Below are 22,285 nucleotides of genomic sequence, written 5' to 3'. Positions count from 1 at the left end.
AGGTTCACAACGGAATATTATCGTGCTTCTTCCACGGGTTCTCCTGCACCTTCCCCTTCAGCGTCCGTAGCGCCTTGATCAGCCGCCGCCGCGTGCCGTGCGGCATGATCACGTCGTCGATGTAGCCCAGGCCCGCCGCGACGAAGGGGTTGGCGAACCGTTCCTTGTATTCGGCCTCGCGCGCCGCCAGCGCCTCGGGGTCGCCGGCCTCTTTGCGGAAGATGATCTCGACCGCGCCCTTGGCCCCCATGACCGCAATCTCGGCCGAGGGCCAGGCGTAGTTGACGTCGCCGCGCAGGTGTTTGGAGCTCATGACGTCATAGGCGCCGCCATAGGCCTTGCGCGTGATGACCGTCAGCTTGGGCACGGTGGCCTCGGCATAGGCGAACAGCAGCTTGGCGCCGTGTTTGATCAGGGCGCCGTACTCCTGCTTGGTGCCCGGCATGAAGCCCGGCACGTCCACGAAGGTCACCAACGGTATGTCGAAGGCGTCGCAAAAGCGCACGAAGCGCGCGGCCTTGCGGCTGGAGTCGATGTCCAGCACCCCGGCCAGCACCTGGGGCTGGTTGGCCACGACGCCCACCGGCTGGCCGTCCAGCCGACCGAAGCCGCAGACGATGTTCTTGGCGAAGTCGGCGCCGATCTCGAAGAAGTCGGCCTCGTCGACCGTCTTCAGGATCAGCTCCTTCATGTCGTAGGGCTGGTTGGGGTTGGCCGGGACCAGGGTGTCCAGGCTGGCCTCGTCGCGCTCGGGCTCGTCATAGCTGTCGCGGACCGGCGGCTTCTCGCGGTTCGACAGCGGCAGGAAGCCGATCAGGCGGCGGACCTCCGACAGCGCCTCCAGGTCGTTCTCGAACGCCCCGTCGGCCACGCCCGACTTGCCGGCGTGCACGCGCGCGCCGCCCAGGTCCTCGTGGCTGACGACCTCGTTGGTGACCGTCTTCACCACGTCGGGGCCGGTCACATACATGTAGCTCGTGTCCTTCACCATGAAGATGAAGTCGGTGATGGCCGGGGAATAGACGTCGCCGCCCGCGCACGGGCCCATGATGACGCTGATCTGGGGAATGACGCCGGACGCCAGGGTGTTCTGCAGGAAGATGTCGGCGTAGCCCGCCAGGCTCTCGACACCCTCCTGGATGCGCGCGCCGCCGGCGTCGAACAGGCCGATGATCGGCGCGCCGTTGGTCAGGGCCATCTTCTGGATCTTGACGATCTTGGCCGCGTGCGCGCCCGACAGAGAGCCGCCGAAGACGGTGAAATCCTTGGAGAAGACATAGACCAGCCGGCCGCCGATCGTGCCGCGCCCGGTCACCACGCCGTCGCCGGGGATGCGCTGCTTGTCCATGCCGAAGTCGTGGCTGCGGTGCTCCACGAACATGTCGGTCTCTTCGAAGCTGCCCTCGTCCAGCAGCACCTCGATCCGCTCGCGCGCCGTCAGCTTGCCCTTGGCGTGCTGCGAGGCGATGCGCTTTTCGCCGCCGCCCTGACGGGCCTGCTCGCGACGCTTTTCAAGCTCTTCGAGGATGTGCTGCATGGGGTACCTCCGGCCCCGGTCAATGCGGGGCCGGAGGCGGGGCGTCAACCGCCCCCTGCCCGGTCGGACAGCCTCAGTTGATCAGCCGCACCTTGTTGATCGACGCCGCGATCTCCTGGAAGGCGTCGGTCAGGGCCGCAGAATCAGAGGCGTCGAAATAGTGATCGCGGCTCGAGGCGCAGTCCTCCAGCATCTGGCGCGCCGTGGCGGATTCGACCGCCAGCGCCACGGTGAAGACCTCGATCTTGTTGGACTTGGCGTAGGTGCAGATGGCCTGGGTGTCGCTGTTGGTGGTCGCGACCTGCGCCGCGGTGGCGCTCCCGTGCATCCCGCTTCCCGGCACGAAGCGCAGGGTGTTGGCGCCGTCCGTCATCAGCACCATGATCTTGCGCGGATCACGATTGGCGACGTGATAGGCGCCCCCTTCGGTGAACGGAGCGGTCGGCGACAGCACATTGACCCCCCAGATCATCCCGGCAGGAATATAGGTTTCGGGCTGATAGCTTCCCCGGTTGACGATCAGGCCCTGCACGGCACTCAGAATGACGGCCTTCTGGTTCGTCAGCGGCAGGATCGGGTTCAGACACGTCTGGCTGGTCTGCATCAGCCCCTCGTACTTCATCTCCGGCTGGCTGTCGTTCAGACGCAGCATGCCCTGATGACGCGAAGCGACGCAGCCGTACCAGCGCTTGGTGGTGATGGTCGGCGCCGGGCAGGTCCATTTCCACTGGGCCTCGGGCAGATCGACGGTGGTGCAGGTCCGCCCGTATTCCTTTTCGCAGTCCCAGGTGCGCGTGACGCCATCCTTGGTCTCGCTGCAGACCTCCCATCGCTTCACGCCGGGCGTGCAGGTCTGCAAGGTCTTGTTGGTCCAGCGGCAGGCCTGCGGCGTTTCCGTCACCTCGGTCATGGCCGTCACCTTCAGCCAGGGCTGACCGAAGTTGGAGGTGCCGACGTTCACATAGTCCGCATAGGGCACAATGCCGATCTTCACCCGCGCCCCGTCGCGCTGCATCAGCTCGTTGACCAGGGTGGTCGAGGCCGATTTCAGCGCGTTGATCCGCGTGACCCCGCGCGCGTCGCTGACGCTCATCGACCAGGTGTTGTCCAGCACCAGCGCCAGCTCGACCTCTTCGGCCGCGCCGCGGATCGCAGTGGCGGTGACGTTGACCGGCATTTCAGCCACGCCGATCACGCCCATGAACAGGGTTCTGACCGTCCCGCGCATGGTCACCTCGACCTCGATGTCGTCGATGAAGCGGGTTTCGGGCTCCGGACGCATGTCCAGGTAGCGAAGGTCGATGTTGCCCTTCATGTAGTCGGCCGCGACGCGCGCCAGCCCCGCCTGCGTGCGCTCGCGCGAGGCGGCGGCGGCCAGGGCTGCGGCGTCGACCGCCTGCTGGCTGGTGTTTCGCGCCACGTCGGCCCGGTACAGGTCCACGCCCATGCCGGTCAGCATCAGCAGGGCCGGCAGGCCCAGGGCGAAGATCATGGCCACATTGCCGCGTGCGTCGCCGCGCAGGCGCTCCACCAGTCTGGACAGCGCCCCCCGGCGCGCTCGGTTGGTCTTCATGACACCTATCCCTGGGCGTCCGCCTAGGGCGGCGGCGCCGGAACGGCTGTGATTGATACGTCAAGCCCCTAGACGCGCGAGCTTAACCGCTCGGCGTTAACCGACGGTATGCAATGGCCGGTCATTATCCCCTTCGGGCTCAGATGGAGGCGGGGCGATGGCTCTCGAAGCAATGCAGGTGGCCAAGGCGGTCGAGAACGCCGAGCGCACCAGCGAACGGCGCGGCTTCATGCGGCGCAAGCTCAAGGACCGCCGTGGCGGCGGCCGCATCAACAAACAGGCGCCGCGCCGCTCGCTGATGAAGGTGGTGGGCGCCTTTCTGACCATGGGCGCGACCTCGGTCTTCGCCCTGGCCCTCGTCGGCACGCAGCTGCTGATGGACGAGCCGCCCGTCGGCGCGCTGACGCTGCTGGGCACCCTTGCGGTCCTGTCGGCCTTCACCCTCATGCTGGGCAGCATCGAGCAGCGGCTGATCGAAATCCGGCTTGAGCTGATGATGCACAACGGCGGCATGCGCCAGGCCGATCGCCGTCAGCCCGCCGACCGTCGCGACGGCGACCGTCGTTCGGGCGAACGCTCGGGCTCCGCCGCGGACCGCCGCCAGCCGACCGAGCCGGCCGCCTGACAGGCTCATAAACGCTTAACCGCGTTCGTGAACGGGACCGCAAGCGCCCCCCGCTAGAACAGGCGTCCAGGCGGGAAGAACTTCCGCCGCTGCGGAGCCGGCGCATGCTGTTTCTTCTGAACGACGTGGTTTTCGACCTGGATGCGGCCTGCCCGGTCTCGCCCGCCGATGCGCGCCGTTTCGAAGCCCTGGGCCTGGACTATGTGCTGGAGCTCGGCTGCGAGCTGTTCGCCGAAGACCCCCTGCTTCACCGCAACGATCCGCAGCGTGCGCGCCGCCTGGCCTGGCTGATCGCCGACCGCAGCCCGCAGGTGAACGCCGCCCTGTTCGCGGCCCCCGAAGCCGGCTGCGCGCCCGAACTTGTCGAGCCGCGCTTCTGCGCCCTGCCCGCCATGGTCATGGAGCAGCTTCGGCGTCGCGCCTCCACCGGCAAGCTCAACGCCGTCGCCGCCGACAAGGCGGTCTGGGGCCGTCTGGCGGCCTAAGATCCCACGGCGGGCTTGTCACTTCGGCCCAGGCCAATTAACCACCTGGGGTATAAGGGTGGGGTTCATGCTTCTTTTGCGTACGTTTTTCCTTCTGGCTTGCGCCGCAGTCGTGCTTGCCGCAACGCCTGCACGAGCTCAGTGGCTCAGGGCCGAAAGCGAGCGCTTCATCGTCTACAGTGACGGCGGAGAGCGGCCGCTTCGCGAATTCACTCAGAAGCTTGAGGTGTTCGATCGACTCTTGAGGGCCCGCATGGGTCTTTCGGTCGAAGAAGTCCCTTACCGGAAGCTGCCGATCTACCTCGTTCGAAATCAGAGCGCGCTCCGACGAATAAACCCCGCCATCAGCCGCGATACGCTCGGATTCTACAGCGCCAGCAACGAAGACATATTTGCTGTGGCGCTGATCGAGCGAAACAATGACATGGGTGAGCACACCCTGCTTCATGAATACGCCCACCATTTTATGATGCAGAACTTCCCATTCCCGTACCCAGCGTGGTTCGTGGAAGGGTTCGCTGAATATTACATGACGACCAAGATCGAGGGTAACCGGATCGAACTTGGAAATTACAACTCCAACCGCGCCAGCTGGATTCTGGGCGGCTCATGGATGTCCTTGTCGGATTTGCTGTCATCACGACCCGGCAGCTCGGTACGCAACCCGGAAATGTTTTATCCTCAGGCCTGGCTGCTGACCCACTGGTTCATGGGGAACACCGATCGCCAGAGAATGCTCGACGCCTATCTGCGCGATGTCGGCTCTGGTGGAGATTCCATTGAAGCCATCCAGCGCGCCACGGGAATGTCGCTGGCCGAGTTGCGGCGCGCCTTGAGAAGCTACCGATCTCTGCCGCGCATCGGCTTGAACCATGCGTTTCCCGCAACCGAGGTCGCCGTCACGCGGCTTCCTGACTCGGCCAATGACCTGCTTCTGCTGAACCAGAGGCTCAAGATCGGCGTGCCGGCCGACATGCGCCCAGCCGTGGCCGTCGATGCGCGCCGCGCCGCAGAGCGCCATGGAGACGACCCAATGGCCCTGCTTGTCCTCGGACACGGCGAACTACATTTCGGCGACAAGGACAAAGGTCGCGCAGCGCTTAACCGTCTGCTGGAAGTCGCGCCCCAACATGTCGAGGCCATGCAGTTTCTGGCGAGCGACCATCTCGATCGCGCCCGCGAGCTTGAAGATGCCGACGAGGCCCAGCAGCAGATCGCCGCTGCGCGACGACTCTTGGCGCGGGCCTATTCGCTCGACGAACTGAACTACATCACGATGCTTCTGCTCAGCGAACTGAGGATGGGCGATGCGGGTTGGCCGAACGCCAACGATGTCACGACCATGGAGGTCGCCTACACACTTGCACCGCAGTTGGCGGAGACGCGGCTCAACCTCGGGTCCGCGCTCATCAGCCTGAACAGAAACGACGACGCGATCCTGCTTCTTGCCCCGTTGGCGAATGCTCCGCACGGCGGCGGCGCGGCCGAGGCGGCCCGCAGCATGATCAATCGCGCGCGCGGTGTGACGGACCAGCAGGCCGACGAGGAGGAAGACGCGCTTGCCGCCCAGCATCGGCAGGACGAGGACGGCGAGCAGGATGGTGGGGAAACCCTTAGCCCGCCAGCGGCTTGACGCCAGCACCTGGCCTTTGGGTGACTTCCGCGTCCTGACACGCTAGGGGAGCGCCCCTCGCCGCCCATCGCGGCAGACGGATCCGCCATGTCGAAACGCACTCTCGCCGAGGAGGCCCTGCGCCGCAGGACCTTCGCCATCATCGCCCACCCCGACGCCGGCAAGACCACGCTGACCGAGCACATCCTGCTGGCCGGCGGGGCCATTCGCGCGGCCGGTGCGGTGCGGGCGCGCGGCGAGAACCGGCGGGCGCGCTCGGACTGGATGAAGATCGAGAAGGAGCGCGGCATCTCCGTCACCGCCTCGGTCATGACGTTCGAACACACCACCGCCGACGGCGCGGCCAAGATGTTCAACCTGCTGGACACGCCGGGCCACGAGGACTTCTCGGAAGACACCTATCGCACCCTGACCGCCGCCGACTGCGCCATCATGGTGCTGGACGCCGCCAAGGGCATCGAGCCGCAGACGCTGAAGCTGTTCGAGGTCTGCCGCCTGCGCGACATCCCGATCATCACCTTCATCAACAAGCTGGACCGCGAGGCCCAGGACCCGATGGTGCTTCTGGACGAGATCGCCAGCCGCCTGCAGCTCGACCCCTCGCCCATCTGGTGGCCGGCCGAGAGCGGCAACCGCCTGCGCGGCATGGTCGAGATCGGCACCGGCCGGTTCCAGCCGTACGCCCGCAAGGCCGCCGGCGCCGACGAGGACCCCGACCATCCCCCCGCCCTGCCCCTGGCGGACGCTGCGCAGTATTTCGAAGGTTCCGAACAGGCCGATCTGACCGACGCGCTCGAGCTGGTCGAGGGCGGCTACAAACCGTTCGACCGCCAGGCCTTCCTGGAAGGCCACATGACGCCGGTGCTGTGGGGCTCGGCCCTGCGCCACTTCGGCATCGAAGAGCTGCTGGCCGCGATCGGCGAGTGGGCCCCGCCGCCCAAGGTCATGCCGGCGCGCAAGGAAGCCCCGCCCGAGACCCGCAACGCGCCCGAGCCGCAGGTGCTGACCATCGAGCCAGGCCAGCCCGAAGTCACCGGCTTCGTCTTCAAGGTCCAGGCCAACATGGACCCCAACCACCGTGACCGCATCGCCATGTTCCGAATGGCGTCAGGCTCGTTCAAGCGCGGCATGAAGCTCAAGGTCCAGAACACCGGCAAGCAGCTGTCGGTGAACGCCCCCATCATGTTCTTCGCCTCCGACCGCGAGCTTGCCGAGGAGGCCTACGCCGGCGACGTCATCGGCATTCCCAACCACGGCGTGCTGCGCGTCGGCGACAGCCTGTCGGAAAGCGGGCTGATCCGCTTCGCCGGCCTGCCCAATTTCGCGCCGGAAATCCTGCAGCGCGTGCGGGTCAAGGATCCGCTGAAGGCCAAGCACCTGAAGAAGGCGCTGGAAGGCCTGGCCGAAGAAGGCGTGACCCAGCTGTTCCGCCCGGAAATGGGCTCGGACTTCATCGTCGGAGCTGTTGGCCAGCTGCAGTTCGAGGTCATGGCCGACCGCCTGGGCGAGGAATATGGGCTGGACGTCGTCTTCGAGCCCAGCCCCTGGGCCGAGGCCCGCTGGGTCGCCGGCGACAAGGCCGATCTGGACGACTTCGCCGGCAAATACCGCCCCCAGATGGCCGTCGACATCGATCAGAACCCGGTCTTCCTGGCCAAGTCGAGCTGGGAAACCGGCTACGTCGGCGAACGCTTCCCCAAGATCGCCTTCACCAAGACCCGCGAACGGGGCTGATGCCTTTCAGCGGCACGCGTCCACGCAGGCGGCGGCCAGCACCTCGCTGGAGTCCACCAGCGGAACGGTGATGTCGCCGGCCGCCAGCAACAGAGGTACTTCGGTGCAGCCGGCGATGACCGCCTGGGCGCCGGCGGCGATCAGTATTTCGGCCAGCCGCCGCATAGCTTCGCGCGGTCGCTCGCCGGCCTTGACCGCGAACACCGTATCCATGAAGGCCTGACGGTCCTCGCCGCCCAGCACCACGGGCTCCAGCCCCGCCGCGCGCAGCGCCCGGTCGTACAGAGCCTCGCCGCCCGGCGTCGCCAGCACGCCGATGCGCGTGGCGCCGCTCGCTTTCGCCGCCTCGGTGGTCGCCGCGATCATGTCGATGAAGGGCAGGCCTGCCGCGCGGATCGCCTCGGCGTGGGCGTGGGCGGTGTTGCACGGCATGGCCAGCACCTCGGCGCCCGCCTGGCGCAGCCTCAGCGCCATCTCGCCAAGCGTCCGCCCCGCGGCCTCGGGTTGGGTGTGGCGGTTGGGCACGTGCGGATTGATGTCGGCGATGACGCGGATGTGCTCCTCGTCCGCCTTCGCCGGCGTCAGCGCCTGCAGCCTCTCCAGAAAGGCGACGGTCGCGGCCGGGCCCATGCCGCCGAGTATGCCGAGGATCTTGGTCATGGGGTCTCGTGGCCGAGGACGGGGTGCGCCTGCAATGAGGGACCGGATCAATGCTGCTCGACCGACCAGTCGACAATACGCGATTCACCGTCGCTGTCCTCGGCCCAGCGAATGGCGACGGCGATCGGATCGGGGTTGTTGATCTCGGCGACCTGATCGAGACGCCCGATCACGGTCACGCCCTCGCCATCGCCCGTGGCGCGCAGCACACGCAGCCAGCGGGGGCCCAGCGCGCCTTCATTCAAGGCCTCAATCACGGCGTCTCGCCCTGCCGCGCGCCGGCCATCAAAGCCCAGAAGAGAAACGTGATCGGACTGGCGGTCCTCTTCATAGGCTGCTCGCGTATCGCCCCGAATGCCCGGGCGCAGAATGTCCATGACCTCAACGGCCGCATAGGGGTTCTTGCCCCCAACCATCAGGCAGGCCCGGACACGCCCCAGGCCCGAACCGTATCGGGCGATATCCAGATGCCCGCAGACCGGAAAGGCCGCGGCGATCAGAGACGCGATTCGGCTCGCTTCGGCGACGGCGGCATCCGCGCGACAGGTGTAGGGCCACCAGCGCTGAACCTGTCCTTCGTCAATGATCTCGATGATGATCGTCGGCGGATGGAGGCACGTAGGCGGGGGCGGGGGCGCGAGCGGCGACGTGAGCCTAGTCGGATTCCATGTCGGCCTTTCTTCGCTTGGCGGACTGGCCTTGATCGCGGCGATGACGCCATCGACCTCGCGCCAGCCGATTTCCCATGCGGACCGCTCCAGCGCCGCCACGTGGCCGTCGGCCTGGATCGCTCGGGTCAGGGCGACGCCCTCGCGTCGATACTCGTTGATGGGACGTGTCAGAAAGGCGACGGCCGGCCAGGTCACCCCGAAATCGTCGTACTGAAACACCCGCACGCCCCGATAGCCGTCTTTCGCGATCTCCGCTGCGTCGGGCAGTTGCAGCTTGTGGAGCAGCAAGGCCAGGCTCTGGGCGCGGCAATTCTCGACTGAAACGTCTCGGGCGCAATCGGGAATCTGCTCCGGGCCCCAATAGCGCTGGGCGGCCACAGGCCCCGCCGACAGGGCGACGACCGCCGACATGGAGGCAAGCATCAAACGCATGCATGCCACGCTACAGGCCTCGCCAAGCATTGCAACTTTGCGGCGACCAGCGCCCGATCAGTCCGCGCAGACCGCCACTGGAACCATGCTCATGCCGCCGCCGCTCGATACGGCGCGCATCTCCGTGCGAGTGCGCCGGCACGGCTGGCCGTCGCGGCCTGTCGGTCCCTGCTGCCGCGCTTGATCGCGTTGCGCCTGGCGCGCATCGGAAGGGCACAGCCACGAGCGGAGCCAGGTCTCGGCCGCCTCTCGCCCCTGGGTGCGTACGCGCCGTTCGTAGCGGGACCGATACTGGCGTTGGTCCGCTGCGCTGATGGTCTGATAGGTGCAGCGGTCGGGGGGATAGTTCCGGACCGCCTGCGCTGGCGCGGCGCTGACGGTCGCGCCGGTTGTCAGGGTCGCGAGGGCGGCGGCGCACGCAAGAACGGTCAGGCGCATGGATTCATCCTCCGGTTCCGATGACCAACGCCTGTGCCGACGAGCCGTTCGCCGCGGGGTTACAGCGCCCCCTGCAGCTCGCTCTGATAACCGAACAGCCCCTGCGCCCCGCCGGTGTGCAGGAAGACCAGGGTCTCGCCCTTGAAGGCGCCCTGGCGCGACAGGGCGATCAGGCCCTTCATCGCCTTGCCGGAGTAGACGGGGTCCAGCACGATCCCGTCGGTGCGCGCCGCCAGCGCCAGGGCGTCGATCACCGTCTGATCGATCAGGCCGTAGCCTTCGCCGACATAGTCGCAGTCCGCGACCACCATCTTGTGCGTCACCGCGTCGGGCCGGCCCAGTTTGGCGGCGGTCAGCTGCGCCAGCTTGAGCACGTTCTCTTCCTGCTTGGCCTTGGGGGCGCGCACGCCGATGCCCAGCACGGGCACGTCAGCGCCCATGACCGCTAGCCCGGCGATCAGACCCGCATGGGTGCCGGCGCTGCCCGTGGCGGTGACGATGCGGTCGATCGTCAGGTCCAGCTCGTCGGCCTGAACCACGATCTCGCGGGCGCAGTCGACATAGCCCAGCGCACCCGTCGCATTCGATCCGCCGCCGGGGATGACGTAAGGAGCGCCGCCCCGCGCCCGCACGGCCTGGGCGGTCGTCTCCAGCTCGGCGACCATGTCGGTCCCGCCCGGCACGGTGCGCATCACCGCGCCGAACAACTGGTTCAGCAGGACATTGCCGTTGCCGACATAGTCGCTCGCCGTCGATCCCGTGCGCGCCTCAAGGATGACTTCGCAGGCCAGGCCGTGGGCCGCAGCGGCGGCGGCTGTCTGACGCACATGGTTGGACTGGACCGCGCCCTGGGTGACCAGCGTGTCCGCGCCCTGTTCCAGCGCCTCGCCCAACAGGAACTCCAGCTTGCGGGTCTTGTTGCCGCCGCCCGCCAGGCCGGTGCAGTCGTCGCGCTTGATCCAGATTTCGACGCCCAGTTCCTCGCTCAGCCGCTCCAGCGGCTCCAGCGGCGTGGGCAGGTGGGCCAGGCGGACGCGGGGAAAGCGGGCGAGGTGCATGGGATCGGTCTCCGTTCGAGCTCCTCCTAGCGCGGCCCGACCGCGCGCCCAAGCGATCGTCGGCCTGAGAGGAGCCAAGCGCGCCGCTCAAGCGTTGCCGCGCCATGACCACCGCCGTCGCCCGTTTCGACCTGGCCCGAGAGCGGGCCTATCTGCGCGATCTGGCGCGCGCCTTCGCCGGCGCGCTGATCTTCAATATCCCGCTTCTGATGACAATGGAGATGTGGGAGCAAGGCGTGTCCATGCCGCACGGGCGGCTGCTGCTGTTCATCGGCGCGGGCCTGCCATTGCTTTACGGTCTGGCCTATTACGCGGGGTTCTCGAACCGGCGTGGGCTGGTCAACGACCTGATGGACACCGCGACCGCCCTGGCTGTGGGCTTCATCACGGCGGCGGCCCTGCTGACGCTGTTCGGGGTGCTGCAGGCCGGCGACCCGCCGGCGCAGACGGTGGGTGTGATCGCACTTCAGGCCGTGCCGGGCGCCATGGGCGCGCTGCTGGCCCGTCGACAGCTGGCCGGCGACGGAGGGGGCGACACCGACGAGGATCAGGCCAGCTATCCCGGCGAGCTGTTTCTGATGGCGGCCGGTGCCCTGTTCTTCGCTCTGAACGTGGCCCCGACCGAGGAAATGGTGCTGATCGCCTACAAGGCGACAGCCTGGCACGCGATCGCGCTGATCATTGTATCGGTCACCCTGCTGCACCTGATCGTCTTCCACGCGGGCTTTGCGGGTCAGGAGGAGGCCGAGCGCCCGCTGCACGCCTTTCTCCACTACACCCTGCCGGGCTACGCCATTGCGCTGGGCGTCAGCCTGTTCGCGCTCTATGTCTTCGGCCGCACGGACGGGCACGCCGTCGAGGGCGCGTTGCAGGCCATGATCGTGCTGGGCTTTCCCGCCTCCATCGGCGCCGCCGCCGCCCGTCTGCTGGTCTGACGCCCATGCCCCGCAAGACGAAGAGCGCCGCTCGCCCCCGCCCCCTGCTGCAAGGCCTGATGGCCGTGATCGGCCTCGTCGTGACCCTGGGCGCCATCGGGGTCGTGGCGTGGGAGGCGATGCAGCCGCCGGCGCCGCCCCTGCTGAGCGCGCGCATCGTACAGGTCCAGCCGACCGCGTCGGGGCAGGTGGCCACGGTGCGTATCAACAATGACGGCCCCGACACCGCCGCCCAGGTTCAGGTCGAGGGCGTGCTGGGCGATGAGGTCGCCACCGCCACCGTCGCCTATGTCCCGCGTCGCGGTCACGCCGAGGCCTATCTGCGCTTCGACGGCGATGCGCGGCAGGCGCGGGTTTCGGTCAGGGGCTGGTCCGCCCCTTAGGCGGCCTGCGGCTCAACCGCCTCGGCCAGGCGCGCCAGGGTTTCGTCGGAGGTCCACATGCCTTCGATCGTGCGCCGCAGCAGGGCCGCCAGCGCCGGGGTCACGCGCGTGCTGGCCATGGCCCATTCGCCGAAGCGCCGCTGCCGGATCGGTTCGCGCTCGATGATCTCGATGTCCTCGTGGCGCGGGTCATCGCCCAGGCGCTTCAGCAGCCGGTCCAGATCCTGGCCCGCGCCTTCCAGCACCTGCAGGAACCGGCCGTCGTGGATCAGCAGCGCGCCGGTCAGGCCGTCGCGGGCGTTGTTGCGCTGGGACGCCGCCAGAATGTCCACCTGCATCGGCAGGCCGACCTCGGCCGTGCGCGCGCGGCTGGTGTAGACGATCCGTTCCAGGCCCAGGCCCATGGCGAAACTCCGCTTTCGCCCGCGCCTGACGTCCAGCCGCAGTCCGGGGCTCATCCTAGAGAGTGTTTGTTTACAACCCCTTGCGGTCCGGCTCGACTTCGCGTCCGGCGCGGGGTAGCTTGCAAGCGTTCTCCCGGGGGCGGCGCCTGAGCCGCTGAGATAGGCGTGATCGCCTGACCGGTCGAACCTGATCCGGGTCATGCCGGCGAAGGGACGAGACACGGCCTCGCTCAGGCGGCGCCCTCAAACCGCGCCGGCGGTCCCTCTTGCGCAAAGAGGCCGCCATGAACATCCAAGTCACGCCCCAAGCCGACCTCGACGAGGCTCAAGCAGCGAGCGATAGCCTCCCCTTGAGTGAAGCCCGCAAGGCCGTTGCCGAAGAGCACGGCCGCATCCCCACCGGCCCGCGCGCCGGGGGCCGCAAGGTCTATGTGGCGGGCGAGCTGTTCCCCGACATCCGCGTCCCCTTCCGCGAGGTCGCCGTCCACCCGAGCGCCAATGAGCCGCCGGTGACGATGTACGATTCGTCCGGCCCCTACACCGACCCGACCGTCGCCATCGACATCAGGAAGGGCCTGCCCAAGGTCAAATCCAGCTGGCAGCGCGATCGCGGCGACATCGCCCCCGTCGCCCATCCGCGCGAGGTCAAGCCCGAGGACAACGGCCATGCGTCGGGCCGCCACCTGGCCCCGCGCTTCGACACCTCCAACCATCAGGTCTTCAAGGGCGTTCCCGGCCGCCCGGTCACGCAATACGAATACGCCCTGGCCGGCGTCATCACGCCCGAGATGGAATACGTCGCCATCCGCGAGAACCTGCGCCGAGAGCAGAACGCCCCCTGCATCCGCGACGGCGAGGACTTCGGCGCCTCGATCCCCGACTTCGTGACCCCTGAGTTCGTGCGTCAGGAAATCGCCCGCGGCCGCGCCATCATCCCGCACAACATCAACCACCCCGAAGTCGAGCCGATGATCATCGGCCGCAACTTCCTGGTGAAGATCAACGCCAACATCGGCAACTCGGCCGTCCTCTCCAGCGTCGATGACGAGGTCGACAAACTGGTCTGGGCCACCCGCTGGGGCGCCGACAACGTCATGGACCTGTCGACGGGCCGCAACATCCACAACATCCGCGACTGGATCATCAGGAACTCGTCCGTCCCCATCGGCACCGTGCCCATCTACCAGGCGCTGGAGAAGGTGAACGGCGTCGCCGAGGACCTGACGTGGGAGGTCTATCGCGACACCCTGATCGAACAGGCGGAACAGGGCGTGGACTATTTCACCATCCACGCGGGCGTGCGCCTGCCCTTCGTGCCGCTGACCGCCAACCGCGTGACGGGCATCGTCAGCAGAGGCGGCTCGATCATGGCCAAGTGGTGCCTGGCCCACCACAAGGAGAGCTTCCTCTACGAGCATTTCGAGGACATCTGCGACATCATGCGGGCCTATGATGTCAGCTTCAGCCTGGGCGACGGCCTGCGCCCCGGCTCCATCGCCGACGCCAATGACGAGGCCCAGTTCGCCGAGCTGCGCACCCTGGGCGAACTGACCAAGATCGCCTGGGCCAAGGGCTGCCAGGTCATGATCGAAGGCCCCGGCCACGTGCCGATGCACAAGATCAAGGCCAACATGGACGAGCAGCTGAAGCACTGCCACGAGGCGCCCTTCTATACGCTCGGGCCCCTGACCACCGACATCGCGCCCGGCTATGACCACATCACCTCGGCCATCGGCGCGGCCATGATCGGCTGGTTCGGCACGGCCATGCTCTGCTACGTCACGCCCAAGGAGCACCTGGGCCTGCCCGACCGTCAGGACGTCAAGGACGGCGTCATCACCTACAAGATCGCCGCCCACGCCGCCGACCTGGCCAAGGGCCACCCCGCCGCCCGCGCCCACGACGACGCCCTGTCACGCGCCCGGTTCGAGTTCCGCTGGGAGGATCAGTTCAACCTCGGCCTCGACCCCGAGACGGCGCGCAAATACCACGACGAGACCCTGCCCAAGGAGGCCCACAAGACCGCCCATTTCTGCTCCATGTGCGGCCCCAAATTCTGCAGCATGAAGATCAGCCAGGACATCCGCGACGCCGCGCGCGGCCAGAACGACGCCGGCGCCAGCCTGACCGACGCCGAGGCCGGCATGGCCGAGATGAGCGCGAAGTTCAGGGCTGGCGGCGGGGAGTTGGAGGTGAAGGTGTGAGGGCCGCTCAAACCACAGGTTTACGCCACGCCGGCTTTTTGCCAGCGATTTTTACCTGTTCAAGCTGACCACGATCTCTCAAGCGGTAGAACACTTGCTTCATTGAATTTTCTGACTTGATACCAGTGATCTCGCGGCCAGTGGAATTTGTTATTTCGGCTTCTTGATCGAGATACTCCATAACAATTTGCTCTGGCGATGCGAGGCTTTCATGCTTCAGTACAACCAGGAAAGATCCGTCAAACTCGACTAGTTCAGGATTTCGAAGCCGAAGCTTATCCATCGCCTCAAAGGCTGTATTGAGACCCTCACCCACGTCTTTGTTGGGTGGGTTCTTAAACTTATTTACAAGTCTAACAATCTTCGGGTTTCTTGCGAACTGCGTACGCTTAATATTCGCCGGCGTGACGTGGCCTGGTAGTTTTCCGGGACTCTCAATCTCTACGCGATTGTCAAAAATTCTTACCTGCACATCCGCCGCGACGTTATAGTCCCTATGCAAGACGGCATTTGTGAGTATCTCATGCAAAGCCTCTTCAGGATATGAGATTTTCTCGAGGCCAGAAGGCCCAGCTTTCTCTATTCCTTCAATAATATTCTTAACTTGATCGACAGAATCATAGATCAAGTCATAGAGAGGCCCCTCAACTGTAATTGGATCAAAGGCGAGAAAATCTCTCTCGGCATCAAGCTTGGTCTTGTATCGCAGAATTTTTACTGCGGACCGCTTCGGCAATGTGGCTTGAGGGTTGTCTGAGTAGAGCAGCACGCCCGCTGCGGTCGGTCGTCCATCACGTACGACTTTTTGGTTCTCTACCCATTCACGAGGCTCGCCGGTTGGAATCGTGTCCAGCATAAACTCAATCACGGTTGCGGAGTTTGCGATCTCGTCGATGGGTATATTTAAGGCCTCATCCTCGAAAGAGACAACTCCCTTGTCATAGCGAAGACGTTCAAGCGCCTCTTCATTCTGCAGCGGCAAGCTTTGCGCCGAACGCCGAACATAGATCTTTCCATCAGCAGACGGAACAACATCCTGACTCTTGTGAATCGTAAGATGAAGAACAATCCCCGCTTGCCCCTCGCCGCTTAGAAACTCAGCGTCATAGTTATTAGCCAGAGGATTCAAAGCTTGTAGTGTTTGGAATATCCCGTTCGTCGCCTCTTGATCCGTGAAACCGTTCCAGCTTCGGACCTTGCCGTCTGGACCTTCTTCTTCTTCTATCCCAACGAAGAGCTCTCCTCCGCTCGTATTCGCAAAAGCGGAAATCGCTTTGGTCAGCTTGCCGGGCGCGATGGCACGTCCCTTCAAGTCTACAAAATGGGACTCTTCGATTTCCAAGAGTTCGCCAACCTGCTGCGCCGTGAGCGCTTTCACTGGAAGTTGCATCGTCACCGTCCTGTTCGGCGCTAGTTGACATTGATTCGGTATCGCAGCCACTCGCGCGAACCACAGAAAGCGATGCTGGCGGGGAGGCGTTGCGTTCCGGAAGCCAGACCGGTCACACTCGCTCTGCGGGAGCAGGATATCACCAGCTTTCTTGACCTTGTGAAAACTAGGTCAGCCTGATCCCTGTTTGTTCTGATAACGTCTGAGTCGGGTCATCACCCAAACCTTTGCTGCGGCTTCGGCCATCCCCGCACGGCGGGGTCCGCATACGGCGGACCGGGATGACGGATTTTCCGTCAGCATCAAAGGAGAGTGCCATGACGGATAACTCCGTCGAACGAGTGAAGTTGGTTCCTGTGCGCGCCTACGAGCGCATTCGGTTCCGGCGGTTGGAAAAGGTATGCGCGCACTTTCGCTCGTACCCACACCAATACGTCTTCGACTTCATGAAATGAGGCTTCAATCGCTGGGTGATGACCCAACTTTTCGGAAGATTGGAATGCCCACCCTCGTCCTCCTCGCCGGGCCGAACGGTGCCGGGAAGACCACTTTCATCAACCGCTTCCTGCGTCAGCGGGCGGCGGCGTTCCGGTTCGTGAACCCAGACGAGGTGGCGCGCGGTCTGACGGGCGAGGGCGCGGCGCGCGATCTGGCGGCCGGGCGGCTGGTGCTGGAGCGGCTGGACGCTCTGGTTCTGGATCGCGCCGATGTGGTGCTGGAGACGACCCTGGCCACGCGCGCCCATGCCCGCCGCATCCGCGCCTGGAAGGCCGCCTGACCGTCCTTCTCCCGATGGGAGAAGGTGGCCCCGAAGGGGTCGGATGAGGGGCGGCGGTTGCTGTCGGCGAAGCCGCCGATCAAGCGTTCGACCCTCACCCTTTCGGCTGGCGCATCGCTGCGCTCTGCGAGCCTCAAGCCCTCTCCCAGCGGGAGAGGGTCATTCGCTGGCGATCTTGCGCAACGCCTCTTCGAACACCGACGCCGGCTGGCCGCCGGAGATCAGGTATTTGCCCTCCACCACGACCGCCGGCACGGCGCTGATGCCTCGCGCGCGCCACTGGGCCTGTTCGGCGCGCACCGCTTCGACATGGCGGCCCGAGGCCAGGACCTCGGCGGCCTCGGCCCGGTCCAGCCCCGCCGCCTCCGCCGCCTGGGTCAGCACGCCGGCGTCGGTCAGGTCGCGGTTGTCGGTGAAGTGAGCCTGGAACAGCGCCTTCTTCAGCCGGGCTTGCGCGTCCGCGCCCTGTTCGCCCGCCCAGTGCAGCAGGCGATGGGCGTCGAAGGTGTTCCAGATCCGGCTGTCCTCGCCCATCCGCATGTCGAAGGGCTGTCCGTCGACGTCGGGCATGGCCTCGGCGGCGCGGGCGCGGATCATCTCCCGGTTGGCGGCCGACTGTTCCGGCGTCGCGCCGTATTTGCGGCCGATGTGCTCGACGATGTTCTCGCCCTCGGGCGCCATGTCGGGGTTCAGCTCGAACGGCCGAAACGCGATCTCGGCGGTGATCCCCTCGGGCTTCAGTCGCTCCAGCGCCGTCTCCAGCCCGCCCAGCCCCACCACGCACCAGGGGCAGACCACGTCCGAGACGAAGTCGATATGCAGGGTCCGGGTCATGGCGCGTCCTTTTCGATGAGCCGTGCAGATGTGCAGCGGGGCGGGCGCTTTCAACATCCCTTCTCCCGGCTCGGATGAGGGGGGCGCGGCGGCGCAAGGCGGCGAAGCCGCCGGCTCACCCTCGACCCTCACCGTCTCGGCCAAGACGCATCGTCGCGCTCTGCGGGCCTCAAGCCCCCCATCGGGAGAGGGTCGACCGCGCATGGTCTGGCGCTCCATCCCTCTGATCCCGCGCCACTTTCCCGATTTCAGAGCCCGCCGGCCTGCCGCCCCTGCCCGCCGCCGCATACTGCCTGGGCCCGATCGGCGGGCGAACCGGCCTCGGAGGGGCGCATGCAGAACGACGAGGCCGAGGCCCAATCCGACCGCGCGGACGACGACGCGTTCGCTGATCCCTGGCCCGCCCCGGCGCCCGGCGCGGGCCCCCAGGTCACCTATGTCGATGAATCCGAATACTATCTGACGGACGACGACTTCTACGACGTCCGCGCCTCGCCTCGGTCCGCCGACCGGTCCGTCGACACCGGGCGCGGCGGCTACACCCGCGCCTCCGACGCGGTTTGGGCGCGGGCGCGTCAGGACTATCTGGCCGGCGATGCGGCCGAGACCGTCTGCGCCCGCTACGACCTGGGCCTGTCCACCCTGCGCCAGCGCGCCCGCGCCGAGGGCTGGCGGCGCCGGGACCAGCCCGATCCCGAGCCCGTGGATCTGGAGGCCGAGGTCGAAGCCGGCCTGCCCGACTACGCCGACATCGCCCGCCACGCCCTGGTGCGCATGAACCGCGCCGTCCTGGCCGGGCGCGGGCCCGAGGCCGCCGGCTGGATGCGCATTCACCGCCAGATGCTCGAGATGGCCCGCGCCGCGAACGAGACGCCGCCGCCCCGACAGCCGCCGCCCAAGGCCGCGCCCCAGCCCGCGCCCCTGCCCGACCCCGACCTCGACCCCAGCGCCGAGGTTCTGGAGGACGTGATGCGCCGGGGCCGCGAGATCGAGGCCATCGCCCGCGCCGCCGCCGCCCTCGCGCCCGGCGACCTGGCCGGTCGGCGCCGCCTCGACGCGCGCCTCGCCGCGCTGGAGCTCCAGTCGGTTTCACACCATTCACACCATTCAGACGGTGTTTTTTCCGCCGCCGAGCCTGACGACGCCCGCCGCGCCGATCCGCCGCCCTGAGGCGGGCCGGTTTGTCGTCCGCCTGAGGGCCTTCGTCGCATCCGCCTTCCCGCCCCGCGCCGTCGCGCTAGGGCGAGGGCATGAAACGCACGCTTTTGGCCCCTGCCCTCGCCCTCGCCCTGTCGGTCGCGCTCGCCACCGGCTCCCGTCCCGTCGCCGCCGAGCCCGGCGGGATCATCAGCAAGGACGGGGTGCACGGGCGTGTTCTTCAGCGGGCGCCCGAGGCGACCATCGACCTGCTGTGGGCCGGCGCCGGCTGTTATCGCCGCTAAGGGCCCGGCTCAGGCCTTCCGCGCCGTCCGGCCCGGCCTTCGTTGACCTGAGCGTCGCGACGCGCCAAAGCCCGTCGCATGCTACGCAACCTCGAGACCCTCGCCCGCGACGCCCGCTCCTGGCCCTTTGAACAGGCCCGCAATCTGCTGGACCATGTCCTGAAGAAGCGGCTGTCCGACGCCGAGCGGTCCGCCGCCCGGCTGCTGATCGACGCGGGCAAGGCCGACGAGGCCCTGGCGACCTTCGAGGCGCTGCAAAAGCCGGTGATCCTGGAGACCGGCTACGGCCCCTCGGGCCTGCCCCACATGGGCACCTTCGGCGAGGTCGCGCGCACCACCATGGTGCGCAACGCCTTCCGGGCCTTGACCGGCGACCACTGGCCGACCCGCCTGATCGCCTTCTCCGACGACATGGACGGCCTGCGCAAGGTCCCGGAGGGCGTGCCCAATCCGGACATGCTGCGCGAGGACCTGCACCTGCCGCTGACCAAGGTGCGCGACCCGTTCGGCGCCCACGACAGCTTCGGCGCCCACAACAACGCCCGCCTGCGCGCCTTCCTGGATTCGTTCGGCTTCGACTACGAGTTCATGAGCTCGACCGAGACCTATCGCTCCGGTCGGTTCGACGAGGTCCTGCTGCGCGTGCTGGAGCGGTTCGACGCCATCCAGGCGGTCATGCTGCCGACCCTGGGCGAAGAGCGGCGCGCCACCTACTCCCCCTTCCTGCCCATCAGCCCGATCACCGGCCACGTTCTGCAGGTGCCGACGCTGGAGCGCGACGTCGAGGCCGGGACCATCACCTTCGACGACCCCGCGGGCGGCCGCACCACCGTTCCGGTCACCGGCGGCCATGTGAAGCTCCAGTGGAAGCCCGACTGGGCCATGCGCTGGACCGCGCTGGACGTGGACTACGAGATGGCGGGCAAGGACCTGATCGAATCCGTGCGCGAATCCTCCAAGCTTTGCCGCGTCATGGGCGGCGAACCGCCGGTCGGCTTCAACTACGAGCTCTTCCTCGATGTCGAGGGCAAGAAGATCTCCAAGTCCAAGGGCAACGGCCTCACGATGGAGCAATGGCTGCGCTACGGCACGCCCGAGAGCCTCAGCTGGTACATGTTCCAGTCGCCCAAGTCGGCCAAGAGCCTGCACTTCAACGTCATTCCGCGCGCCATCGACGACTATCTCAGCTTCATCGACCAGTTCGGCGGCCAGGAACCGGCCAAGCAGATCGACAACGCCGTCTGGTCGATCCACGCCGGCGCCCCACCCCAGGTCGCCAGCCCGGTCAGCTTCGCCCTGCTGCTGAATCTGGTCGGCGTGGCCAATGCGTCGAACAAGGACCAGCTGTGGGCCTATATGGCGCGCTACCTGCCCGAGGCGACGCCGGACAACGAGCCGGTGCTGGACCAGCTGATGGACCGCGCGCTGAACTACTACGAGGACTTCGTGCGGCCCACGAAGACCTTCCGCGCACCGACAGAGCAGGAAGCGGCGGCCTTCCGCGACCTGGCCGCCCGCCTGCGCGCCCTGCCCGCCGACACGACGGACGGCGAACTCATCCAGGGCGAGGTTTATGCGGTGGGCAAGGAGCACGCCTTCCAGCCCCTGCGCGCCTGGTTCGCGGCATTGTACGAAGTGCTGCTCGGCGACAGCCAGGGACCGCGCTTCGGCTCCTTCGCCGCCATCTACGGCCTGCCGGAAACCATTGCCCTGATCGAAAAGGGCGCGGCAGGCGACCTCGCTGACAAGACCTGACGCCGTCTGCTTAGGGCGAGCAATCAATATGAACGCAATCTGACTGGCGGCCTCCGACAGCCTTCAGCTTCGCCCTGCCAATCTCCCCTCATCGACGAACTCGATGACAGGAGAGAGCCATGTCGAAGACCTTCAACTCCGCCCTTGCCGGCGTCGCCATGGTAGCGGCCCTGGCCGCCGGCGCCGTCCCCACCGCCGCCTCGGCCCAGCAGGCCAACGGCATCACCAACTGCGACGCCCCCGGCGGACGTCAGCAGGCGGGCGCGCTGATCGGCGGCCTGATCGGCGGTCTGGCCGGGAGCCGGGTGTCCAGCAATGAGCGGACCCTGGGCGCCGTGGTCGGCGCCGGCGCCGGCGCCGCGGCCGGTTCCTACATCGGCTGCAACCAGCAACGCACCCGCGCCATCGCTCAGCAGAACGCCAACATGTATCGCGCGGCATCCAACCTGCGCATCCGCGGCGGCCCGGGCACCGGCTTCCGCCAGGTGGGCAGCCTTTCGGCCGGACAGCCCTTCACCGCCGTGGCCTCGCAAGGCCAGTGGATCCAGATCGCCGGCGGCGGCTGGGTGAACGCCAACTACGTCACCCAGTGACGACCGACCAAGTCGACGATCGGAAGCCGCCCCTCGGGGCGGCTTCTTTCGTTGGCTATTGGCTGACCCACAAGATGCGCGCCATCCAGGCGATGTCGGCCTTCGCCAGCACGCGATCTTCATAGGCCGGATTGATGGACCGCAGGGTGAGCGAACGCGCATTCTGAGCTGCGACCTCCTTGGCCAGGGTTTCACCGGTCATGGTGCGCACCACCACCCGATCGCCTTTTCGCACCTGGCTCGCGTCCCGATCGACGATCACCCGATCCCCCTCGCGATACAGGGGCGCCATGGAATCTCCGCTGATCCTCAAGCTGAAGCGCGCGCCGCCCGCGCGTGGCAGTTCGGTCTGATCCCAGCCCTCCCCGAGCGGCAGGCCCGCGTCATCGAAGAATCCATCCTCGCCGGCCTGGGCCAGGCCGAGCAACGGCAGGGTCTGCGGCGCATCGTCCTCGGCCAGGGCGGCGAACTGGGCCAGGGACGCGCCCGTCGCCTCAAGAACGCGGTTCAGGCTCTCGGTGGAGGGCCAGCGCGGCCGCGGCGGATCGCCCGGCCCCATGCGTTTGGAGGGATTGAAGCTGGTCGGGTCCAGGCCCGCTCGCCGCGCCAGGCCGGACGGCGACAGACCCTCGCGACGCGCCAGATTATCGACCGCGCGCCAGAGCTTGGCGTGAGACAGGGGCATCTGCGGCCTTTCGCCGAATCACCTGCCAAACATCTT

At 66.9% G+C, this 22,285-nt stretch carries 22 protein-coding genes and 1 riboswitch; of the genes, 12 read left to right on the top strand and 10 right to left on the bottom strand.

Annotated elements, in window-relative coordinates; translation table 11 throughout:
* Window positions 1–4: 4 nt before the first annotated feature.
* Window positions 5–1,537 carry an acyl-CoA carboxylase subunit beta gene (locus E4M01_RS07465; protein WP_135061360.1) on the bottom strand — a complete coding sequence of 511 codons (1,533 nt, stop codon included), beginning with the start codon at window positions 1,535–1,537 and terminating at the stop codon, window positions 5–7.
* Between the two features lie 73 nt (window positions 1,538–1,610).
* Window positions 1,611–3,110: a pilus assembly protein TadG-related protein gene (locus tag E4M01_RS07460; protein WP_135061362.1), complete on the bottom strand. Its 1,500-nt coding sequence runs from the start codon at window positions 3,108–3,110 to the stop codon at window positions 1,611–1,613.
* Between the two features lie 157 nt (window positions 3,111–3,267).
* Here E4M01_RS07460 and E4M01_RS07455 point away from each other — a divergent pair, with 157 nt between their 5' ends.
* The 4 genes from E4M01_RS07455 to E4M01_RS07440 all read left to right on the top strand — a co-directional run bounded on the left by E4M01_RS07455 (window position 3,268) and on the right by E4M01_RS07440 (window position 7,587).
* Complete coding sequence (locus E4M01_RS07455) at window positions 3,268–3,735, top strand: hypothetical protein (RefSeq protein WP_135061364.1); 468 nt, start codon at window positions 3,268–3,270, stop codon at window positions 3,733–3,735.
* A gap of 104 nt (window positions 3,736–3,839) precedes the next feature.
* On the top strand, window positions 3,840–4,220 hold the full coding sequence (locus E4M01_RS07450; RefSeq protein ID WP_135061366.1) for a hypothetical protein: 381 nt from the start codon (window positions 3,840–3,842) through the stop codon (window positions 4,218–4,220).
* Window positions 4,221–4,287: 67 nt separating this feature from the next.
* Window positions 4,288–5,853 carry a lipopolysaccharide assembly protein LapB gene (locus E4M01_RS07445; RefSeq protein WP_135061368.1) on the top strand — a complete coding sequence of 522 codons (1,566 nt, stop codon included), beginning with the start codon at window positions 4,288–4,290 and terminating at the stop codon, window positions 5,851–5,853.
* 87 nt (window positions 5,854–5,940) lie between these two features.
* Window positions 5,941–7,587: a peptide chain release factor 3 gene (locus E4M01_RS07440; protein ID WP_135061370.1), complete on the top strand. Its 1,647-nt coding sequence runs from the start codon at window positions 5,941–5,943 to the stop codon at window positions 7,585–7,587.
* Window positions 7,588–7,593: 6 nt separating this feature from the next.
* On the opposite strand, the gene E4M01_RS07435 is transcribed toward E4M01_RS07440, so the two are convergent.
* From E4M01_RS07435 to E4M01_RS07420, 4 genes are read right to left on the bottom strand one after another with little or no spacing between them, the layout of a single operon-like run.
* Entirely contained in the window at window positions 7,594–8,247 is a 654-nt protein-coding gene (locus tag E4M01_RS07435; protein WP_135061372.1) for an aspartate/glutamate racemase family protein, read from the bottom strand.
* Between the two features lie 47 nt (window positions 8,248–8,294).
* A complete protein-coding gene (locus E4M01_RS07430; RefSeq protein WP_135061374.1) occupies window positions 8,295–9,350 on the bottom strand; it encodes a hypothetical protein in 1,056 nt (351 codons plus the stop codon).
* Between the two features lie 57 nt (window positions 9,351–9,407).
* The gene (locus tag E4M01_RS07425; protein ID WP_135061376.1) at window positions 9,408–9,788 is read right to left on the bottom strand and encodes a hypothetical protein; all 381 of its coding nucleotides are present in this window, start codon (window positions 9,786–9,788) and stop codon (window positions 9,408–9,410) included.
* 59 nt (window positions 9,789–9,847) lie between these two features.
* Window positions 9,848–10,846: a D-cysteine desulfhydrase gene (locus E4M01_RS07420; protein ID WP_135061378.1), complete on the bottom strand. Its 999-nt coding sequence runs from the start codon at window positions 10,844–10,846 to the stop codon at window positions 9,848–9,850.
* Between the two features lie 104 nt (window positions 10,847–10,950).
* On the opposite strand from E4M01_RS07420, the gene E4M01_RS07415 reads away from it, so the two are divergent.
* Together E4M01_RS07415 and E4M01_RS07410 are read left to right on the top strand one after the other, a co-directional pair.
* Window positions 10,951–11,781, top strand: a complete 831-nt coding sequence (locus tag E4M01_RS07415) for a TIGR02587 family membrane protein (RefSeq protein ID WP_135061380.1) — start codon at window positions 10,951–10,953, stop codon at window positions 11,779–11,781.
* Between the two features lie 5 nt (window positions 11,782–11,786).
* A complete protein-coding gene (locus E4M01_RS07410) occupies window positions 11,787–12,164 on the top strand; it encodes a hypothetical protein (protein WP_135061382.1) in 378 nt (125 codons plus the stop codon).
* Here the strand turns inward: E4M01_RS07410 and E4M01_RS07405 are convergent.
* Window positions 12,161–12,568 carry a BLUF domain-containing protein gene (locus E4M01_RS07405; RefSeq protein WP_135061384.1) on the bottom strand — a complete coding sequence of 136 codons (408 nt, stop codon included), beginning with the start codon at window positions 12,566–12,568 and terminating at the stop codon, window positions 12,161–12,163. The two genes, E4M01_RS07410 and E4M01_RS07405, sit on opposite strands and share 4 nt — an antisense overlap.
* A gap of 123 nt (window positions 12,569–12,691) precedes the next feature.
* A riboswitch (TPP riboswitch) is annotated at window positions 12,692–12,800 on the top strand.
* Window positions 12,801–12,852: 52 nt separating this feature from the next.
* On the opposite strand from E4M01_RS07405, the gene thiC reads away from it, so the two are divergent.
* Window positions 12,853–14,772, top strand: a complete 1,920-nt coding sequence (gene thiC / locus E4M01_RS07400) for a phosphomethylpyrimidine synthase ThiC (protein WP_245158134.1) — start codon at window positions 12,853–12,855, stop codon at window positions 14,770–14,772.
* Between the two features lie 7 nt (window positions 14,773–14,779).
* Here the strand turns inward: thiC and E4M01_RS07395 are convergent, their stop codons facing one another.
* The gene (locus tag E4M01_RS07395) at window positions 14,780–16,162 is read right to left on the bottom strand and encodes an ATP-binding protein (RefSeq protein WP_135061386.1); all 1,383 of its coding nucleotides are present in this window, start codon (window positions 16,160–16,162) and stop codon (window positions 14,780–14,782) included.
* 499 nt (window positions 16,163–16,661) lie between these two features.
* On the opposite strand from E4M01_RS07395, the gene E4M01_RS07390 reads away from it, so the two are divergent.
* Complete coding sequence (locus E4M01_RS07390; RefSeq protein ID WP_167765220.1) at window positions 16,662–16,940, top strand: AAA family ATPase; 279 nt, start codon at window positions 16,662–16,664, stop codon at window positions 16,938–16,940.
* A 159-nt stretch (window positions 16,941–17,099) separates the two neighbouring features.
* Here the strand turns inward: E4M01_RS07390 and E4M01_RS07385 are convergent, their stop codons facing one another.
* Entirely contained in the window at window positions 17,100–17,774 is a 675-nt protein-coding gene (locus tag E4M01_RS07385; RefSeq protein ID WP_135061390.1) for a DsbA family oxidoreductase, read from the bottom strand.
* A 333-nt stretch (window positions 17,775–18,107) separates the two neighbouring features.
* Between E4M01_RS07385 and E4M01_RS07380 the strand changes: the two genes are divergently transcribed.
* From E4M01_RS07380 to E4M01_RS07365, 4 genes are all read left to right on the top strand, one after another.
* Window positions 18,108–18,944: a hypothetical protein gene (locus tag E4M01_RS07380; protein WP_135061392.1), complete on the top strand. Its 837-nt coding sequence runs from the start codon at window positions 18,108–18,110 to the stop codon at window positions 18,942–18,944.
* Window positions 18,945–19,024: 80 nt separating this feature from the next.
* Window positions 19,025–19,216: a hypothetical protein gene (locus E4M01_RS07375; RefSeq protein WP_135061394.1), complete on the top strand. Its 192-nt coding sequence runs from the start codon at window positions 19,025–19,027 to the stop codon at window positions 19,214–19,216.
* 78 nt (window positions 19,217–19,294) lie between these two features.
* Entirely contained in the window at window positions 19,295–20,971 is a 1,677-nt protein-coding gene (locus E4M01_RS07370; protein ID WP_135061396.1) for a lysine--tRNA ligase, read from the top strand.
* Window positions 20,972–21,090: 119 nt separating this feature from the next.
* Window positions 21,091–21,564: an SH3 domain-containing protein gene (locus E4M01_RS07365; protein ID WP_135061398.1), complete on the top strand. Its 474-nt coding sequence runs from the start codon at window positions 21,091–21,093 to the stop codon at window positions 21,562–21,564.
* A gap of 55 nt (window positions 21,565–21,619) precedes the next feature.
* Here E4M01_RS07365 and E4M01_RS07360 read toward each other — a convergent pair whose 3' ends face one another.
* Window positions 21,620–22,249, bottom strand: coding sequence for a helix-turn-helix transcriptional regulator (locus E4M01_RS07360; RefSeq protein WP_135061400.1), 630 nt, complete (start codon window positions 22,247–22,249; stop codon window positions 21,620–21,622).
* Window positions 22,250–22,285: the final 36 nt, after the last annotated feature.

Origin of the sequence: Brevundimonas sp. MF30-B (assembly GCF_004683885.1) — a bacterium.
In the GTDB taxonomy this organism is placed as follows: Bacteria; Pseudomonadota; Alphaproteobacteria; order Caulobacterales; family Caulobacteraceae; genus Brevundimonas.
Note: the sequence above shows the minus strand (reverse complement) of the source record. Positions and strands in the feature narration are given on the sequence as shown.

Coding starts and splice junctions, on each gene's coding strand:
- E4M01_RS07465 (WP_135061360.1), bottom strand. CDS start 1,537: ATGCAGCACATCCTCGAAGAGCTTGAAAAGCGTCGCGAGCAGGCCCGT.
- E4M01_RS07460 (WP_135061362.1), bottom strand. CDS start 3,110: ATGAAGACCAACCGAGCGCGCCGGGGGGCGCTGTCCAGACTGGTGGAG.
- E4M01_RS07455 (WP_135061364.1), top strand. CDS start 3,268: ATGGCTCTCGAAGCAATGCAGGTGGCCAAGGCGGTCGAGAACGCCGAG.
- E4M01_RS07450 (WP_135061366.1), top strand. CDS start 3,840: ATGCTGTTTCTTCTGAACGACGTGGTTTTCGACCTGGATGCGGCCTGC.
- E4M01_RS07445 (WP_135061368.1), top strand. CDS start 4,288: ATGCTTCTTTTGCGTACGTTTTTCCTTCTGGCTTGCGCCGCAGTCGTG.
- E4M01_RS07440 (WP_135061370.1), top strand. CDS start 5,941: ATGTCGAAACGCACTCTCGCCGAGGAGGCCCTGCGCCGCAGGACCTTC.
- E4M01_RS07435 (WP_135061372.1), bottom strand. CDS start 8,247: ATGACCAAGATCCTCGGCATACTCGGCGGCATGGGCCCGGCCGCGACC.
- E4M01_RS07430 (WP_135061374.1), bottom strand. CDS start 9,350: ATGCGTTTGATGCTTGCCTCCATGTCGGCGGTCGTCGCCCTGTCGGCG.
- E4M01_RS07425 (WP_135061376.1), bottom strand. CDS start 9,788: ATGCGCCTGACCGTTCTTGCGTGCGCCGCCGCCCTCGCGACCCTGACA.
- E4M01_RS07420 (WP_135061378.1), bottom strand. CDS start 10,846: ATGCACCTCGCCCGCTTTCCCCGCGTCCGCCTGGCCCACCTGCCCACG.
- E4M01_RS07415 (WP_135061380.1), top strand. CDS start 10,951: ATGACCACCGCCGTCGCCCGTTTCGACCTGGCCCGAGAGCGGGCCTAT.
- E4M01_RS07410 (WP_135061382.1), top strand. CDS start 11,787: ATGCCCCGCAAGACGAAGAGCGCCGCTCGCCCCCGCCCCCTGCTGCAA.
- E4M01_RS07405 (WP_135061384.1), bottom strand. CDS start 12,568: ATGGGCCTGGGCCTGGAACGGATCGTCTACACCAGCCGCGCGCGCACG.
- thiC (WP_245158134.1), top strand. CDS start 12,853: ATGAACATCCAAGTCACGCCCCAAGCCGACCTCGACGAGGCTCAAGCA.
- E4M01_RS07395 (WP_135061386.1), bottom strand. CDS start 16,162: ATGCAACTTCCAGTGAAAGCGCTCACGGCGCAGCAGGTTGGCGAACTC.
- E4M01_RS07390 (WP_167765220.1), top strand. CDS start 16,662: ATGCCCACCCTCGTCCTCCTCGCCGGGCCGAACGGTGCCGGGAAGACC.
- E4M01_RS07385 (WP_135061390.1), bottom strand. CDS start 17,774: ATGACCCGGACCCTGCATATCGACTTCGTCTCGGACGTGGTCTGCCCC.
- E4M01_RS07380 (WP_135061392.1), top strand. CDS start 18,108: ATGCAGAACGACGAGGCCGAGGCCCAATCCGACCGCGCGGACGACGAC.
- E4M01_RS07375 (WP_135061394.1), top strand. CDS start 19,025: ATGAAACGCACGCTTTTGGCCCCTGCCCTCGCCCTCGCCCTGTCGGTC.
- E4M01_RS07370 (WP_135061396.1), top strand. CDS start 19,295: ATGCTACGCAACCTCGAGACCCTCGCCCGCGACGCCCGCTCCTGGCCC.
- E4M01_RS07365 (WP_135061398.1), top strand. CDS start 21,091: ATGTCGAAGACCTTCAACTCCGCCCTTGCCGGCGTCGCCATGGTAGCG.
- E4M01_RS07360 (WP_135061400.1), bottom strand. CDS start 22,249: ATGCCCCTGTCTCACGCCAAGCTCTGGCGCGCGGTCGATAATCTGGCG.